The sequence below is a fragment of the Pantoea sp. DY-15 genome (assembly GCF_019795935.1).
Classification (GTDB): domain Bacteria; phylum Pseudomonadota; class Gammaproteobacteria; order Enterobacterales; family Enterobacteriaceae; genus Pantoea; species Pantoea leporis.
This window is the reverse complement of the sequence record NZ_JAIMIF010000010.1, coordinates 1-17,761: the sequence shown is the minus strand read 5'-3', so window position 1 is coordinate 17,761 and position 17,761 is coordinate 1. Positions and strand designations below refer to the sequence as shown.

The 17,761-nt window shown below is 55.0% G+C and carries 14 protein-coding genes and 1 riboswitch; of the genes, 8 read left to right on the top strand and 6 right to left on the bottom strand.

What is annotated here, in order from left to right; all coding sequences use genetic code 11:
• The first annotated feature begins 11 nt into the window (after positions 1-11).
• On the top strand, positions 12-4,235 hold the full coding sequence (gene rpoC / locus K5Y32_RS24655; protein WP_222186135.1) for a DNA-directed RNA polymerase subunit beta': 4,224 nt from the start codon (positions 12-14) through the stop codon (positions 4,233-4,235).
• Between the two features lie 66 nt (positions 4,236-4,301).
• Here rpoC and K5Y32_RS24650 read toward each other — a convergent pair whose 3' ends face one another.
• Positions 4,302-4,490: a DUF1127 domain-containing protein gene (locus K5Y32_RS24650; protein ID WP_008108404.1), complete on the bottom strand. Its 189-nt coding sequence runs from the start codon at positions 4,488-4,490 to the stop codon at positions 4,302-4,304.
• 175 nt (positions 4,491-4,665) lie between these two features.
• Between K5Y32_RS24650 and K5Y32_RS24645 the strand changes: the two genes are divergently transcribed.
• Positions 4,666-6,120, top strand: coding sequence for a PLP-dependent aminotransferase family protein (locus K5Y32_RS24645; protein WP_192415500.1), 1,455 nt, complete (start codon positions 4,666-4,668; stop codon positions 6,118-6,120).
• Positions 6,121-6,273: 153 nt separating this feature from the next.
• Here K5Y32_RS24645 and thiE read toward each other — a convergent pair whose 3' ends face one another.
• The 3 genes from thiE to rsd all read right to left on the bottom strand — a co-directional run bounded on the left by thiE (position 6,274) and on the right by rsd (position 9,770).
• The gene (thiE, locus tag K5Y32_RS24640) at positions 6,274-6,921 is read right to left on the bottom strand and encodes a thiamine phosphate synthase (protein WP_222186134.1); all 648 of its coding nucleotides are present in this window, start codon (positions 6,919-6,921) and stop codon (positions 6,274-6,276) included.
• Positions 6,918-8,840, bottom strand: coding sequence for a phosphomethylpyrimidine synthase ThiC (gene thiC / locus K5Y32_RS24635; protein ID WP_222186133.1), 1,923 nt, complete (start codon positions 8,838-8,840; stop codon positions 6,918-6,920). Before thiC ends, thiE begins: the two co-directional genes overlap by 4 nt.
• Before the next feature lie 90 nt (positions 8,841-8,930).
• A riboswitch (TPP riboswitch) is annotated at positions 8,931-9,031 on the bottom strand.
• 232 nt (positions 9,032-9,263) lie between these two features.
• Positions 9,264-9,770, bottom strand: a complete 507-nt coding sequence (gene rsd, locus K5Y32_RS24630) for a sigma D regulator (RefSeq protein WP_222186132.1) — start codon at positions 9,768-9,770, stop codon at positions 9,264-9,266.
• Positions 9,771-9,858: 88 nt separating this feature from the next.
• Here rsd and nudC point away from each other — a divergent pair, with 88 nt between their 5' ends.
• The 6 genes from nudC (at position 9,859) to K5Y32_RS24600 (ending at position 14,258) form a co-directional block, all read left to right on the top strand.
• On the top strand, positions 9,859-10,632 hold the full coding sequence (nudC, locus tag K5Y32_RS24625; RefSeq protein ID WP_110868440.1) for an NAD(+) diphosphatase: 774 nt from the start codon (positions 9,859-9,861) through the stop codon (positions 10,630-10,632).
• Between the two features lie 39 nt (positions 10,633-10,671).
• Positions 10,672-11,739, top strand: coding sequence for a uroporphyrinogen decarboxylase (gene hemE / locus K5Y32_RS24620; protein WP_137384933.1), 1,068 nt, complete (start codon positions 10,672-10,674; stop codon positions 11,737-11,739).
• 2 nt (positions 11,740-11,741) lie between these two features.
• Positions 11,742-12,410, top strand: coding sequence for a deoxyribonuclease V (gene nfi / locus K5Y32_RS24615; RefSeq protein WP_222186139.1), 669 nt, complete (start codon positions 11,742-11,744; stop codon positions 12,408-12,410).
• A 62-nt stretch (positions 12,411-12,472) separates the two neighbouring features.
• On the top strand, positions 12,473-13,063 hold the full coding sequence (locus K5Y32_RS24610) for a YjaG family protein (protein WP_061720552.1): 591 nt from the start codon (positions 12,473-12,475) through the stop codon (positions 13,061-13,063).
• Between the two features lie 188 nt (positions 13,064-13,251).
• The gene (gene hupA / locus K5Y32_RS24605; protein WP_007886275.1) at positions 13,252-13,524 is read left to right on the top strand and encodes a nucleoid-associated protein HU-alpha; all 273 of its coding nucleotides are present in this window, start codon (positions 13,252-13,254) and stop codon (positions 13,522-13,524) included.
• Positions 13,525-13,592: 68 nt separating this feature from the next.
• A complete protein-coding gene (locus tag K5Y32_RS24600) occupies positions 13,593-14,258 on the top strand; it encodes a DUF1481 domain-containing protein (RefSeq protein ID WP_222186131.1) in 666 nt (221 codons plus the stop codon).
• A 44-nt stretch (positions 14,259-14,302) separates the two neighbouring features.
• Here K5Y32_RS24600 and purD read toward each other — a convergent pair whose 3' ends face one another.
• Complete coding sequence (gene purD, locus K5Y32_RS24595) at positions 14,303-15,583, bottom strand: phosphoribosylamine--glycine ligase (protein ID WP_176972894.1); 1,281 nt, start codon at positions 15,581-15,583, stop codon at positions 14,303-14,305.
• A gap of 18 nt (positions 15,584-15,601) precedes the next feature.
• Entirely contained in the window at positions 15,602-17,191 is a 1,590-nt protein-coding gene (gene purH, locus K5Y32_RS24590) for a bifunctional phosphoribosylaminoimidazolecarboxamide formyltransferase/IMP cyclohydrolase (protein WP_222186130.1), read from the bottom strand.
• Positions 17,192-17,761: the final 570 nt, after the last annotated feature.

The following is a 17,761-nucleotide window of genomic DNA, read 5'->3' as shown; positions in this document are numbered from 1 at the left end:
GGAGCTAATCCGTGAAAGACTTACTTAAGTTTCTGAAAGCGCAAACTAAGACCGAAGAGTTTGATGCGATCAAAATTGCTCTGGCCTCGCCAGACATGATCCGTTCATGGTCTTTTGGTGAAGTTAAAAAGCCGGAAACCATTAACTACCGTACCTTCAAGCCTGAGCGTGACGGTCTTTTCTGTGCCCGTATTTTTGGACCGGTAAAAGACTACGAATGCCTGTGCGGTAAGTACAAGCGTTTAAAACATCGCGGCGTGATCTGTGAGAAGTGTGGCGTTGAAGTTACACAGACCAAAGTACGTCGTGAGCGCATGGGCCACATTGAGTTGGCTTCACCGACTGCGCACATTTGGTTCCTGAAATCACTGCCTTCGCGTATCGGCTTACTGCTGGATATGCCACTGCGTGATATCGAGCGCGTGCTGTACTTCGAATCTTATGTGGTTATCGAAGGCGGCATGACCAACCTGGAAAAACGTCAGATTCTGACCGAAGAGCAGTACCTTGACGCGCTGGAAGAGTTCGGTGACGAATTCGACGCGAAGATGGGTGCGGAAGCTATCCAGGCGCTGCTGAAAAACATGGATCTGGAGCAAGAGTGCGAGCAGCTGCGTGAAGAGCTGAACGAGACCAACTCCGAGACCAAACGTAAAAAGCTGACCAAGCGTATCAAGCTGCTGGAAGCGTTCGTTCAGTCTGGTAACAAGCCAGAGTGGATGATCCTGACCGTTCTGCCGGTTCTGCCGCCAGATCTGCGCCCGCTGGTACCGCTGGACGGTGGTCGTTTCGCAACGTCGGATCTGAACGATCTGTATCGTCGCGTGATCAACCGTAACAACCGTCTGAAACGCCTGCTGGATCTGGCTGCGCCAGATATCATCGTACGTAACGAAAAACGTATGTTGCAGGAAGCGGTTGATGCACTGCTGGATAACGGCCGTCGCGGTCGCGCCATCACTGGCTCGAACAAGCGTCCGCTGAAATCTCTGGCAGACATGATCAAAGGTAAGCAGGGTCGTTTCCGTCAGAACCTGTTGGGTAAACGTGTTGACTACTCTGGCCGTTCAGTTATCACCGTTGGTCCATACCTGCGTCTGCATCAGTGCGGTCTGCCGAAGAAAATGGCTCTTGAGCTGTTCAAACCGTTCATCTACGGCAAGTTGGAACTGCGTGGCCTGGCCACCACCATCAAAGCCGCTAAGAAAATGGTTGAGCGCGAAGAGGCTGTCGTTTGGGATATCCTGGACGAAGTGATCCGCGAACACCCGGTACTGCTGAACCGTGCACCAACTCTGCACCGTTTGGGTATCCAGGCGTTTGAACCGGTTCTGATCGAAGGTAAAGCGATCCAGCTGCACCCGCTGGTTTGTGCGGCATATAACGCCGACTTCGATGGTGACCAGATGGCTGTTCACGTACCGCTGACGCTGGAAGCCCAGCTGGAAGCGCGTGCGCTGATGATGTCGACCAACAACATTCTGTCACCAGCGAACGGCGAGCCAATCATCGTTCCTTCACAGGACGTTGTTTTGGGTCTGTACTACATGACCCGCGACAAAGTGAACGCCAAAGGCGAAGGCATGGTGCTGACTGGCCCGAAAGAAGCTGAGCGTGTTTATCGCGCTGGCCTGGCCGAGCTGCATGCACGCGTTAAAGTGCGTATCACTGAATACACCAAGAACGAGCAGGAAGAGTTCGTTGCGAAAACCAGCATTATCGACACCACCATTGGTCGTGCGATTCTGTGGATGATCGTTCCGAAAGGCCTGCCTTACTCCATCGTCAACCAGGCGCTGGGTAAGAAAGCCATTTCCAAGATGCTGAACACCTGTTACCGCATTCTTGGTCTTAAGCCGACCGTTATCTTTGCTGACCAAACTATGTACACCGGTTTTGCTTACGCAGCCCGTTCAGGTGCCTCTGTAGGTATCGACGACATGGTCATCCCAGCGAAGAAAGCGGAAATCGTAGCCGAAGCGGAAGCGGAAGTTGCTGAGATTCAGGAACAGTTCCAGTCTGGTCTGGTAACTGCTGGCGAACGTTACAACAAAGTTATCGATATTTGGGCCGCCGCTAACGAACGCGTTTCCAAAGCGATGATGGATAACCTGCAAACTGAAACCGTGATCAACCGTGATGGCGAAGAAGAGCAGCAGGTATCGTTCAACAGCATCTACATGATGGCCGACTCCGGTGCGCGTGGTTCTGCTGCACAGATTCGTCAGCTGGCAGGTATGCGTGGTCTGATGGCTAAGCCAGATGGCTCAATCATCGAAACGCCGATCACCGCGAACTTCCGTGAAGGTCTGAACGTACTCCAGTACTTCATCTCCACGCACGGTGCGCGTAAAGGTCTGGCGGATACCGCACTGAAAACCGCTAACTCCGGTTATCTGACGCGTCGTCTGGTCGACGTAGCGCAGGATCTGGTTGTTACCGAAGATGACTGCGGCACGTTCGAAGGCATCATGATGACTCCAGTCATCGAAGGTGGCGATGTTAAAGAGCCGCTGCGTGAGCGTGTACTGGGTCGTGTAACGGCTGAAGACGTTCTGAAGCCAGGCACTGCGGACATCCTGATCCCGCGTAACACCCTGATCGATGAACACTGGTGTGATGTGATCGAACTGAATTCAGTCGATGCGATCAAAGTGCGCTCGGTTGTTGGCTGTGAAACCGACTTCGGTGTGTGTGCACACTGCTACGGTCGCGATCTGGCACGTGGTCACATCATCAACAAAGGTGAGGCCATCGGTGTTATCGCAGCACAGTCCATCGGTGAGCCGGGTACACAGCTGACGATGCGTACGTTCCACATCGGTGGTGCGGCATCTCGTGCGGCTGCTGAATCCAGCATCCAGGTGAAGAACAAAGGTACTATCAAGCTGACCAACGCGAAGTCAGTAACCAACTCCTCAGGGAAACTGGTTATCGTTTCACGTAACGTTGAGCTGAAGATGATCGACGAGTTCGGTCGTACCAAAGAGAGCTATAAAGTACCTTACGGTGCGGTCATGGCTAAAGGTGATGGCGAGCAGGTTGCCGCGGGCGAAACCGTAGCAAACTGGGATCCACATACCATGCCGGTCATCACCGAAGTGGGCGGTTTCATTCGCTTCACTGACATGATCGACGGTCAGACCATTACTCGTCAGACTGACGACTTAACCGGTCTGTCATCGCTGGTGGTTCTGGATTCTGCAGAACGTACTGCGGGTGGTAAAGATCTGCGTCCTGCGCTGAAAATTATCGATGCCAACGGAAATGATGTTTTGATTCCAGGTACCGACATGCCAGCACAGTACTTCCTGCCGGGCAAAGCAATTGTTCAGCTGGAAGATGGCGTTAAGATCAGTGCCGGTGACACGCTGTCGCGTGTTCCGCAGGAATCTGGCGGTACCAAGGATATTACCGGTGGTCTGCCGCGCGTTGCTGACTTGTTCGAAGCGCGTCGTCCGAAAGAGCCAGCAATCCTGGCGGAGATCAGCGGTATCATCTCCTTCGGTAAAGAGACCAAAGGTAAGCGTCGTCTGGTGATTACGCCGGTTGATGGTAGCGATCCGTACGAAGAGATGATTCCAAAATGGCGTCAGCTTAACGTATTCGAAGGTGAGCGCGTAGAACGTGGTGACGTCGTATCTGACGGCCCAGAGTCTCCGCACGATATCCTGCGTCTGCGTGGCGTCCATGCTGTGACCCGTTACATCACTAACGAAGTGCAGGAAGTTTACCGTCTGCAAGGCGTTAAGATTAACGATAAACACATCGAAGTCATCGTTCGTCAGATGCTGCGTAAAGCAACCATCTCGAGCGTGGGAAGCACCGACTTCCTGGAAGGTGAGCAGGCTGAATACTCTCGCATCAAGATCTCTAACCGTGAACTTGAAGCGAATGGCAAAATCGGCGCAACATTCATGCGCGATCTGCTGGGTATCACCAAAGCGTCACTGGCAACCGAATCGTTCATCTCTGCAGCATCGTTCCAGGAGACCACGCGTGTCCTGACCGAAGCAGCAGTTGCAGGTAAGCGTGACGAACTGCGCGGCCTGAAAGAGAACGTCATCGTGGGTCGTCTGATCCCAGCCGGTACCGGTTATGCTTATCACCAGGATCGTATGCGTCGCCGCTCTGCGGGCGAAGCACCGGTTGCACCGCAGGTTACTGCGGATGAAGCCTCTGCAAGCCTGGCAGAATTGCTGAACGCCGGTCTGGGCGGAAGCGACGACGAGTAATTCGTCTGCCAAAGCTGACCAATAAAAAACCCTGCTTCGGCAGGGTTTTTTTTCGTCTTCATTTTGTCAGAACTTGCGGCAGACATCTTCGCGTGTCAGTCCGATATCACGCAGCTGGTTATCACTCAGTTTTGACAGGATGCGGTGAGTTTCACGCCGTGCTTTCCAGTGTTTAACCATACGCACTGCGCCGCGGAAGATATCCAGTAAAGTGACGTCAAAAGGTTTAGCCGCGCGGTTTTGATCGAATTCCATAATCCTTGCCCTCAGTAGGTTGCCTGAGAAGCATTGTCTGATTCCTTCGCATTATGATACAGACGCAAAAAACACTTATCTTTAACATACAGATTGCCTTGAAGTGGATCTGAATGGTAATAATGAGGTCTATCTGTACTGGTTTAATATGATTGATGGCTGAGTGAGGCATACGATGACGCGCTACCAACATTTAGCATGTTTGCTTTCGGATCGTATAGAGCAAGGGCTGTACCGCAGCGGCGAGCGCTTGCCGTCGGTGCGCACGCTGAGTCTTGAACACGGCGTGAGTATCAGCACCGTTCAGCAGGCATATCATCTGCTGGAAGAGAAACAGCTGATTGTGCCGCAGCCACGTTCCGGATATTTCGTTGCAACACGCAAAGCGACGCCGCCGATGCCGGCCATCACCCGACCTGCACAGCGTCCGGTGGAAATCACGCAGTGGGAATCGGTGCTGGAGTTGCTCAGCAGCCGAACTAATAACGATGTGTTGCAACTCGGCAGCGGTATGCCCGATCTGACCCAGCCCACGTTGAAACCGCTGTGGAAAATTCAAAGCCGTATGGCGCAGAAGCAGGATATCGATCAGCTCAACTATGACAGTTTGCTGGGTGTCGCGGCATTGCGCGAACAGGTTGCGCGCCTGACGATCGACAGCGGTTGTCAGCTCACGGCAGACGATATCGTGATCACCACCGGCTGCCATGAAGCGTTATCGATCTCGATCCGTGCGATATGTCAGGCTGGTGACATCATTGCGGTGGAGTCGCCGACTTTCCACGGCACCATGCAAACTCTGCGCGGCTTCGGCATTCGCGCTATTGAAATTCCTACCGATTCGGTCACCGGTATCAGCCTGGAAGCGCTGGAACTTGCGTTCGAACAGTGGCCGATTAAAGCGGTGGTGGTGGTGCCAAACTGCAATAATCCGCTGGGCTTTATCATGCCGGAATCTCGTAAACGTGCGTTGGTGACGCTGGCACAGCGTTTCGATGCCGCGATTATTGAAGACGATGTGTACGGCGAGCTGGCGTGGGAGTATCCGCGTCCGGTTACCCTTAAGTCGTTGGATCACGATGGACGGGTATTGCTGTGCAGTTCCTTCTCCAAGACGCTGGCGCCGGGGCTGCGTGTCGGTTGGGTGGCGCCGGGACGCTATCGCGACCGCGTGCTGCATATGAAATACATCAGCACCGGATCGACGGCCACACAGCCGCAACATGCGGTCGCCGAGTTTATTCGTCTTGGTCATTATCTGCCGCATTTGCGGCGCATGCGTCAGGTGTATCAACGCAATTATGAAACCTTTAGCTGCTGGGTACGCCACTACTTTCCGTGTGGGATTTGTGTGTCGCGTCCGCAGGGCAGTTTCCTGATGTGGATTGAATTGCCAGAGGCATTTGACGCGGTCAGGCTCAATACCGAATTGCGTGAGCTGAACATGCAGGTTGCCGTAGGCTCGCTGTTTTCGGCCTCGGGTAAGTATCGCAACTGCTTGCGCCTGAATTATGGTTTGCCAATGAATGAGCACACAGAGCAGGCGATAGCTCAACTCGGCGCAGCGGTAGAACGTGCCATGCTGGCTTGTAGTCATGAATCCGTGCATACCTCCTCCCTGATCACGTGAAGAAAGGCAGGGCTGGGAGAGGTTGAGACCAGCCCTGGCCCGCTGCAAGCGACAGCGGGCAGGCACACTTTAGTCTTGTCAGGAAATGACGCCAGCCCCTACATCACGCTGCTGCGCGGCAGATTCCAGCGTTTCATCCTTACTTACCGCGCATTACATTGCTTCTGCAGGTTCGATTCCATTTTCCACCAGTGACAGTAACTGCTGCGTTGCTGCGCGCCAGTCGGCGGCCTGGGTAATCGCGCTCACCACCGCAATGCTGCCCACGCCGGTAGCCAGCACTTCCGGCACGCGCGCCAGTGAAATACCGCCAATCGCCACGGTTGACACATCCTGCAAACGCGCCAGGTGGCGTTTCAATTCCACCACGCCCTGCGGCGCAGAAGGCATGTCTTTAGTTTGCGTAGGATAGATGTGGCCAAGCGCAATATAAGAAGGGCGCAGCGCCAGAGCCCGATCTAACTCGGCATCGTCATGCGTCGATAATCCCAGGCGCAATCCCGCCTCACGAATGGCCGCCAAATCGGCTACATCGAGATCTTCCTGGCCAAGGTGCACGCCATAAGCGTGATATTTAATGGCTAAACGCCAGTAATCATTGATAAACAGGCGAGCGCGATACTGTTTGCCGAGTGCAATCGCCTCGCGCACCGCATCTTCCACCTCGTAATCTTCACAATCTTTGATGCGCAGCTGAATGGTGCGCACACCGGCTTCCAGCAAGCGTGCGATCCATTCCACGCTATCAACAACCGGATACAGCCCCAGTTTTGGGGCCGTGGCAGGAAAGGCGTCGGTCATACATTTTCCTCTTTAAGGGTATCGGCAGCGTGATAAAGCTCACCGCCACGATTGCGGAAGGCGTCCGACATTTGCGCCATACCCACTTCAATCGGCTGAGCTTCAGCCTGTTGGCGGGCGGCAAACTCACGCACTTCCTGTGTAATTTTCATCGAGCAGAATTTCGGGCCGCACATCGAGCAGAAGTGCGCCACTTTTCCCGATTCCTGCGGCAGGGTTTCATCGTGATAGGCGCGTGCGGTGTGCGGATCGAGCGCCAGATTGAACTGATCTTCCCAGCGGAATTCAAAACGCGCTTTCGACATCGCATTGTCACGGATCTGCGCACCGGGATGACCTTTCGCCAGATCCGCCGCGTGCGCAGCGATCTTGTAGGTGATCAGCCCTTGCTTCACATCCTCTTTGTTCGGCAAACCGAGGTGCTCTTTCGGCGTCACGTAACACAGCATGGCGCAGCCGAACCAGCCAATCATGGCCGCGCCGATGCCGGAAGTGAAATGGTCATAGCCGGGCGCGATATCGGTGGTGAGCGGGCCAAGTGTGTAAAACGGGGCTTCGTGACAATGCTCAAGCTGTTCGGTCATATTGCGTCGAATCATCTGCATGGGCACATGGCCCGGACCTTCAATCATCACCTGCACATCGTATTCCCAGGCGATTTTGGTCAGTTCGCCCAGCGTATGCAGTTCGGCAAATTGCGCCTCATCGTTGGCATCCTGAATCGAGCCGGGACGCAGGCCGTCGCCGAGCGACAACGCCACATCGTAGGCGGCACAAATTTCACAAATCTCGCGGAAGTGAAGATAGAGGAAACTTTCGGTGTGATGCGACAGGCACCATTTCGCCATAATCGAGCCACCGCGCGACACAATGCCTGTCAGGCGTTTGGCCGTCATCGGCACATAGCGCAGCAGCACGCCAGCGTGAATGGTGAAGTAGTCAACGCCTTGTTCCGCCTGCTCCAGCAGCGTGTCGCGGAAAATCTCCCAGTTGAGATCTTCTGCAATGCCGTTCACTTTTTCCAGCGCCTGATAAATCGGCACCGTACCAATCGGCACCGGACTGTTGCGCAAAATCCACTCACGCGTTTCATGGATGTAGCGGCCGGTTGAGAGATCCATCACAGTGTCTGCGCCCCAGCGCGTTGACCACACCAGCTTCTCCACTTCCTCTTCAATAGATGAGCTCACCGCAGAGTTGCCAATGTTGGCATTCACTTTCACCAGGAAGTTGCGGCCGATAATCATCGGTTCGGATTCGGGATGGTTGATGTTGGAAGGGATGATGGCGCGCCCATTGGCGACTTCCTGACGGACAAATTCCGCGGTGATATTTTCTGGCAGATTGGCACCAAAGCTGTGACCCGGATGCTGCTGTAACAGCACTTCACCGCGAATACGCTCGCGGCCCATGTTTTCACGCAGCGCGATAAACTCCATCTCCGGCGTGATGATGCCCTGACGCGCATAGTGCAGCTGGGTAACCCGGCGACCCGCTTTGGCACGGCGCGGTTGCGGCAGCTGCTCAAAACGCAGATGGTCCAGGCCTTCATCCGCCAGGCGCTGCTGCGTGTAACTGGAACTCAACTGGTGGATGGTTTCGCTGTCGCCACGTTCTTTGATCCAATTGGCACGCAGCCTGTCGAGTCCCTGATGCACATTAATGGTGGCTTGAGGATCGCCATAAGCCCCGGCGGTGTCGTAAACCGGCACCGCTTCATTTGGCTCATAGTGCGGAATCTCTTTGCTGCCGCCAATGTGTGTCGGACTGAGCTGTATCTCACGCATCGGCACGCGAATATCCGCGCGGCTGCCGGTGATCCAGATACGTTTGGAGTTGGGGAAAGCGGTTCCCTGCAGGGAATCGATAAATTCTTGCGCCTGAGCGCGTTGTTCACGACGAGAAGTTTTAGCAGACATAGCAAGTTTCCGGTAACGGTTGGAAGTTGCTTGTCCAGAGTTCGGAAGGAGTAACAGGTACGGTGCCGGGCGCCAGCATGCACCGTGCTGATAATGTCTACTCTTGTTCCCTTCGCAGGTACTAACCTGATCAGGTTCCGCGGATCCCGAATTAACGGTCTCAGCCCTAGAGGGCACTCCGACAAGTTGGTGTTTTGTGGTTTAAGCTACTTTGCTTGCCATTTTGCACCTGGGCAGTGCTCGTGACCGTCACGTACTACGTGTACGCTCCGGTCCCTGCGCGCTGTCCGAGTGCAAACTGGCTGCGCACGCTACGCTTAAACCGCAAAATTTGCCTCTTGATGTTTTGTAGAGGCAATAAAAAAGCCCATTCAGCATAAGAGGGCTTTTCTGGAATAACAAGTTTTTTACAACTTAAGGATGTTAAGCCGGGCGGGCAATGGCGCTGTCGTTGGCAACCGGCGGAAGCGCCAGCTGGTTGTCCCAGGCGAGTTGCACCAGCTTATCTTCCAGCGTGAAGCGCGATTCCAGCACCTCGCCGACTTCGGAGAGCGCGGTTTGAAAATCCACGCAATTATCATCGTTAATCGCTTGCTGCAGATGGCTGTCGTAGAGCTGCATGATGCGATCGGTATTCGCCTCCAGTGCCGGGTAAATCTGCGCGGCCACGATTAATGGGCTATCACCCTGCATCTCACTAATGATGTGTTCATACACGCTGAAATGGCCGGTGGAAAGGTAATCCACCAGGTTGTGACAAAATGCGTCCAGCGCCTGTTCATCCAGCGTGGATAACGCATCTTTTTGTGGCTTCATGCCAATAAGCTCGTAGTAAGTGACGAGCAGCTGTCGACGGGCGCGCAGCCATGAATCAACCAATTCATTTCCGCCGCCTACACGCTCTGTCAGGTTATCTAACTGGTTAAGCATATGGGGCTCCAGGTAGGTTATAGTTGTTTATTACACACTTAATATTAGGATTTCAGCGTGCGATTTGACGCTAAGGACAACGATTAAGATGCAACGTGAGATCTCAAGCTTAGACGCTGGATGGTGGGTTGTCAGCCATGAGCAAAAACTTTGGTTGCCGCAGGGCGAATTGCCGCATGGCTTAGCCAGCGATTTTGGCCTCAGCGGTAGCAACGCGATTTTGATCGGCGAGTGGCAGGGCGAGAATGTCTGGCTGGTACGTGAATCGCGTCCGGACAGCATGGGCTCCGTGCGCCAACTGATTGATGAGGATGTCGGCCTGTTCCAAATCGCCGGACGTGGCGTGCAGCTGGCGGAGTTTTACCGCTCGCATCGCTGGTGCGGCTATTGCGGCCATGAGATGCACATCAGCAAACGCGAATTTGCCTGCTTATGCAATCATTGCCGCGAGCGTTATTACCCGCAAATTGCGCCGTGCATCATCGTGGCTATCCGCCGTGGCGATGAGATCCTGCTCGCCAATCATGCGCGTCATCGTAACAATATCTATACCGTGCTGGCGGGCTTTGTCGAAGTGGGCGAAACCTTAGAACAAGCGGTGGCGCGGGAAGTGATGGAGGAGAGCAACGTGCGGGTGAAAAACGTGCGTTACGTTACCTCGCAGCCGTGGCCGTTCCCGCACTCTCTGATGATGGCGTATATGGCGGAATATGACGGCGGCGATCTGCAACACGACGGCAAAGAGCTGCTGGATGCCGGCTGGTATCGCTACGACGATCTGCCGCTGTTGCCGCCGCCCGGCACGGTGGCGCGTCGCCTGATTGAAGATACCGTTGCCCTGTGTCGCGCCAGCGCGGCGTGAAAATGCTACACTGCCGGCCTTAGCATGAGAGAGCCCATTATGAGTGAACTGAAGAACGATCGTTATCTGCGCGCCCTGTTACGTCAGCCGGTAGATGTCACACCGGTATGGATGATGCGACAAGCCGGGCGTTATTTGCCGGAGTACAAAGCCACGCGCGCTGAAGCCGGTGATTTTATGTCGCTGTGTAAGAATGCTGAGCTGGCGTGTGAAGTCACGCTGCAACCGCTGCGTCGCTATGCGCTGGATGCGGCAATTCTCTTCAGCGATATCCTCACCATTCCGGATGCGATGGGACTTGGGCTCTACTTTGAGACCGGCGAAGGCCCGCGTTTTTCCAATCCAATCACCTGCCGTGCGGATGTCGACAAGCTGCCGGTGCCGGATCCAGAGCAAGAGCTCGGTTATGTGATGAACGCGGTGCGTACCATTCGTCACAACCTGAAAGGCGAAGTGCCGCTGATCGGTTTCTCCGGCAGCCCGTGGACGCTGGCAACCTACATGGTTGAAGGCGGCAGCAGCAAAGCGTTCACCAAAATTAAAAAGATGATGTACGCCGAGCCACAAACCCTGCACAAGCTGTTGGATAAGCTGGCAGACAGCGTGATTCTTTATCTCAATGCGCAGATCAAAGCTGGCGCGCAGTCGATCATGGTGTTCGACACATGGGGCGGCGTGCTGACCGGACGCGACTATCGCGAATTCTCACTCTATTACATGCACAAAATCGTCGATAGCGTGCTGCACGAGAATGAAGGTCGCCGCGTTCCTATTACGCTGTTCACTAAAGGTGGCGGCCAATGGCTGGAAGCGATAGCTGCGACCGGCTGCGATGCGCTGGGACTTGACTGGACCACCGATATCGCCGATGCGCGTCGTCGTGTGGGTGATAAAGTGGCGCTGCAGGGCAACATGGATCCTTCCATGCTGTATGCACCGCCTGCACGCATTGAGCAGGAAGTCGCCGGGATTCTCGAAGGTTTTGGCACTGGCGAAGGTCACGTGTTTAACCTGGGCCACGGCATCCATCCTGATGTGCCGCCTGAGCATGCTGGTGCGTTTGTTGAAGCGGTGCATCGTCTGTCACGTCCGTATCATCAGGGCTGATGATGGATTTAGCCGCACTACGCCAGGAACAGTTACAGCGCGCTGCTGATGTGGTGCGGCAGGATGATTTCGATGTGCTGCCGCCACGCTTTATTGGTGGTGCCGACGTGGGATTTGAACAGGGCGGCGAGATCACGCGCGCGGCTCTGATCATCCTCGAGTATCCATCCTTAAAGCTGGTGGAACACCGCATTGCGCGCGTGGCCACCACCATGCCCTATATTCCGGGCTTCTTATCCTTCCGCGAAATGCCGGCGCTGCTGGAAGCCTGGCAGCAGCTCTCCCAGTTGCCCGATCTGCTGTTTGTGGATGGACACGGTATTTCCCATCCCCGTCGGCTTGGCGTGGCGGCGCATTTCGGTTCGCTGGAGGATGTGCCCACCATTGGCGTGGCGAAGAAGCGTTTGTGTGGACGTTTTGCTGAGCTGGACGCCGAGCCAGGCAGCCGTCAGCCGCTGCTCGACAAAGGCGAACAGATTGGCTGGGTATGGCGCAGTAAAGCGCGCTGTAATCCGCTGTTTATCTCGACCGGCCATCGCGTCAGCATGGATAGCGCATTGCAATGGGTGGAAGCCTGTACTGCGGGCTATCGTTTGCCGGAACCGACGCGTTGGGCGGATGCTGTCGCCTCCGGACGCCCGGCCTTTCTGCGCTGGCAAAACACGCCTTAACGCTGTTTGTGCCCGGCTTTTGCGGTACACTGCCGCCAGCTAACCTATTGAGAGTAAGTTTGATGTTACAGAATCCCGTCCATTTGCGTCTGGCGAAGCTTGAAAGCTGGCAGCATATGACTTTCATGGCCTGCCTTTGCGAGCGTATGTTCCCCAACTATTGGGCTTTCTGTCAGCAGACCGAATTCGCCGATCCGCAACTCTATCGCCGCATCCTCGATCTCATCTGGGAAAGCCTGACGGTCAAAGATGCCAAAATCAATTTCGACGGTCAGCTGGAGAAATTTGAAGCGGCGATCCCTGATGGTGACGATTTTGAGGTTTACGGTGTCCATCCGGCGATTGATGCCTGCGTGGCATTAAGTGAACTGCTGCATGCACAGCTCAGTGGCGAAACGCTGGAGCACGCCGTTGAAGTCAGCCGCACATCGATCACCACCGTAGCGATTCTGGAAATGACGCAAGCCGGTCGCGAAATGACCGACGAAGAGCTGCGCGGAAATCAGGCCGTCATCGATGAATGGGACCTGCAGTGGGAGATTTTCCGCCTGCTGTCAGAGTGCGAGGAGCGCGACCTGGAATTGATTAAAGGCCTGCGTGCAGACCTGCGCGAAGCGGGAATCAGTAACATCGGTATACTTTTTCAGCAATAAGGCAAGAAAACGTGACTTCAGGCCCGAATTACCGCGCCTGGAGGCTTCACATCAGCCCCCTGTCTGGTCTACATTTGGGGGGCTGAAAATTGTGGCTATCGGTGCGTGCCGGCTGAACAAGGCCTGAGAATGGCTTTTCCCTCGCACTCGTTGCTTAGCAAGCGATAAATACACTTTAAGGATAACTTATGAACAAGACTCAACTGATTGATGTGATCGCAGAGAAAGCTGACCTGTCTAAAACCCAGGCTAAGACTGCGCTGGAATCTACCCTGGCTGCGATCACTGAGTCTCTGAAAGAAGGTGATGCTGTACAACTGGTTGGTTTTGGTACTTTTAAAGTGAACCACCGCGCTGAGCGTACCGGTCGCAACCCGCAGACTGGCAAAGAGATCAAAATTGCAGCAGCTAACGTGCCAGCGTTCGTTTCAGGCAAAGCTCTGAAAGACGCTGTTAAGTAAGTTTCCGCATTGCGGTTTAGCTTTAAAAGAGGGGGCGTTAGCGCCCCTTTTTGTTGCCGGGACCTGCCATGCTGAATTCAATTCCTCAGCGCGTTTGCGCCCTGTTATTTGGTGCGCTGCTTACGGGCTGTAGCTCTACTCCTGACCTTCCTGCCTTCACGGCGAGCGGCTATCTGGCCGACCGCGGTACCGTGCGCATCTGGCGCAAGAATAGCGACCATCAGGTGGTTCACCTGCGTACGGTCTTCACGCCGTTTAATGGCGATGCGATGGAAACCACTGACTACAATTGGCAGCAGCAGAAGCTGATTAGTGTCGAACGGCGCGTCGCGGGTGCACAGCCGGATGATGTCACCTTACGCTTCGATCATCAGGGCAATCTCAATTTCATGCAGCGCCAGCTGGCGGGGCGACGTGAAGCGGTCAGCGCTGATAGCGTTGAGCTATATCGCTTCGATGCGCAGCGCATGCTGGATCAGAGCAATGCGTTGCTTGCAGGCCGTGTATTACTGCGTCAGGGCCATTGGCTGGGCGGCAATCAGGTGCGTGAGTGCGATGACAAGCTGGTAAATGCGGCCTTTGATCGCGACACGCTGTATACGCTAGATCGCCAGCAGCAGAGCCAGGCTGCGCCGTTAATGGTGTCGTGGCTTGAAGCGCCGGAAGGTGTGCAGCTGCTGCGTGCTAAGCCGGATGACGAATGCAGCTGGCAGCCAAAAGAGAGTGATTTCTAGCAGGCGGATAAGAGAAGGGGCACCTGCTGTGCCCCTTTGTGTACTTATTTACGGTTAATCGCGCGGTAGCCGATATCGCGGCGGCAGAAGCTGCCATCCCACGAAATATGCTGCGCCAGCGCATACGCGTTCTTCTGCGCAGCGGCAACATCGTCGCCCAGTGCGGTCACGCACAGTACGCGACCACCGTTGGTGACCACCAGATCGTCCTTCATGGTGGTGCCAGCATGGAACACCTTGCCATCCGGTACTTCTTCCAGCGGCAGACCGTGAATCTGATCGCCCGTGTTGTAATCGCCCGGATAACCACCCGCCGCTAACACCACGCCGAGAGAGGGACGCGGATCCCACTGCGAGGTTTGCTGATCCAGTTTACCGTCGGTCGCCGCCAGACACAGCGCCACCAGATCCGACTGCAGGCGCAGCATGATCGGCTGAGTTTCCGGATCGCCGAAGCGGCAGTTAAATTCGATCACTTTAGGCTGACCGGCTTTATCGATCATCAACCCAGCGTACAGGAAGCCGGTATAAATGTTGCCTTCTGCTTTCATACCGTTAACGGTTGGCCAGATGATCTGATCCATCACGCGCTGGTGGATCTCATCGGTCACCACGGGCGCCGGAGAATACGCGCCCATGCCGCCGGTATTTGGACCGGTATCGCCATCGCCGACACGTTTGTGATCCTGGCTGGTGGCCATCGGCAGCACGTTGTTGCCGTCCACCATCACGATAAAGCTGGCCTCTTCGCCATCGAGGAACTCTTCAATCACGATGCGGTGACCGGCATCGCCGAACGCATTGCCAGCCAGCATATCCTGCACAGCGGCTTCGGCTTCCGCCAGTTCCATCGCCACGATCACGCCTTTACCGGCGGCCAGACCGTCAGCTTTGATCACGATCGGTGCGCCTTTCTCACGCAGATACGCCAGCGCAGGCTCCACTTCGGTGAAGTTCTGGTATTCGGCGGTTGGAATCTGCTGACGTGCCAGGAAATCTTTGGTGAACGCCTTTGAGCCTTCCAGTTGGGCAGCGGCTTGCGTTGGGCCAAAGATCTTCAGACCTGCAGCACGGAACGCATCAACCACGCCAATCACCAGCGGTGCTTCCGGACCAACGATGGTCAGATCGATCTTTTCCTGCTGAGCAAAGGCCAGCAGCGCGGGAACGTCGGTGGCGCTGATTGCCACGTTTTGCAGAGCCGGCTCGAGCGCGGTGCCCGCATTGCCAGGCGCGACAAATACTGTTTCCGCCAGTGGCGATTGTGCCGCTTTCCATGCCAGCGCGTGTTCACGTCCGCCATTACCAATCACTAAAATTTTCATCTGTACTGCTCCCAACAATTAATGGCGGAAATGACGCATGTCGGTAAAGATCATCGCGATGCCGTGCTCATCAGCGGCGGCAATCACCTCATCATCACGGATTGAACCGCCCGGCTGAATCACGCAACTGATACCGACAGCCGCAGCGGCGTCGATACCGTCGCGGAACGGGAAGAAGGCATCAGACGCCATCGCGGACCCTTTCACTTCCAGACCTTCGTCACCGGCTTTGATGCCGGCAATTTTTGCCGAGTAAACGCGGCTCATCTGGCCGGCACCAATGCCGATGGTCATGTTGTCACGTGCGTAGACGATGGCGTTGGATTTAACGAACTTCGCCACTTTCCAGCAGAACAGCGCATCACGCAGTTCCTGCTCAGTTGGCTGACGTTTGCTGACAACGCGCAGCTGGCTAGCATCGACCATGCCCAAATCGCGATCCTGAACCAGCACGCCGCCGTTAACGCGTTTGAAATCCAGCGCCGCAACGCGACCTTGCCACTGACCACACACCAGAACGCGCACGTTCTGCTTGGCCGCGGTAATTTTCAGTGCCGCTTCGCTGGCGGATGGCGCGATGATCACTTCAACAAACTGTCGGCTGATAATCGCCTGCGCGGTGGCTTCGTCCAGCTCGCGGTTGAAGGCGATGATGCCGCCGAAAGCGGAAGTCGGATCGGTTTTGTAGGCACGTTCGTAAGCGTCAAGAATCGAACCGCCAACTGCCACGCCGCATGGGTTAGCGTGTTTGACGATGACACAAGCGGCTTCGTCGAACTCTTTCACGCATTCAAGTGCAGCATCGGTATCGGCGATATTGTTGTAAGAGAGCGCTTTGCCCTGAACCTGCCGCGCAGTGGCCACTGAAGCTTCAGCAACATTCTCTTCTATATAGAAGGCAGCATCCTGATGGCTGTTCTCGCCGTAACGCATATCCTGCTTCTTAATGAAGTTGAGGTTCAGCGTGCGCGGGAAGCGGCCAGCCGGTTCTTTGCTGTCGCTGTGATAAGCCGGCACCAGGCTACCGAAGTAGTTGGCGATCATGCTGTCGTAGGCGGCAGTGTGTTCGAAAGCTTTGATGGCCAGATCGAAACGCGTTTCCAGCGTGAGCGAGTTTTCGTTGGCATCCAGCTCGGCAATGATCGCTTCGTAATCGCTGCTCTTCACCACGATCGCCACGTCTTTGTGGTTCTTCGCCGCTGAGCGAACCATGGTTGGGCCACCGATATCGATGTTCTCAACCGCGTCAGCTAATGAGCAATCAGGTTTGGCAACGGTTTGTGCGAAGGGATAGAGGTTGACGACCACCATGTCGATTGGGTTGATGGCGTGTTCAGCCATGATCGCATCATCCTGACCACGACGACCCAAAATGCCGCCATGCACTTTCGGGTGCAGCGTTTTGACGCGTCCATCCATCATTTCCGGGAAACCGGTGTAGTCAGAAACTTCGGTGACGGGCAGGCCCGCATCTGCCAGCAGACGTGCGGTACCGCCTGTGGAGAGCAGCTCAACACCACGACTGGAGAGTGCCTGAGCAAATTCGAGGATACCGGCTTTGTCAGAGACACTGAGTAGAGCGCGGCTTACAGGACGACGTTGTTGCATGGTGGTTTTATCCCTTGGCTTTGTTTCGCGTAAAAAAGAGCGTTACATCAAGCTTAGTGTCTCTCTTCTATATAGAAGGAAACGCTTGCCTCATGTAACGCCCCAAAAGGGGCATCCTTGACGTCGCCGGGCATTGTAGCGAAAACGTTTGCGTGATGCTCGCCTAAATTCATTTGTGCAGCAGAGTGTGGATAACACTGTGTGTAACTGCGTATAAGGCGGGGTTTTGCTGTGGAATGCAGCGAACGGTTGTTTTTATTGAATTTAGCGGTTGCGTGCTGAGAACAACTCCCTATAATGCGCATCCATCAACACGGCACAACGGTTTACGAAATGCGGTGTTGGTGAGGAAGATTCGATAAGAACTTCCGCCGGGTGAAAACGCTGAAAAAAGTGTTTGACTCCGAAGGAGAGTAGCGTAGTATACGCCACCTCGCGACAGGCGGTTCAGCCGCTGTTCGCAACGCTCTTTAACAATTTATCAGACAATCTGTGTGGGCACTCGCAGGATTGATATCAGCGTCTCCGGACGCAACAAAATATCAAAGCCTCACGAGTGAACACATAATG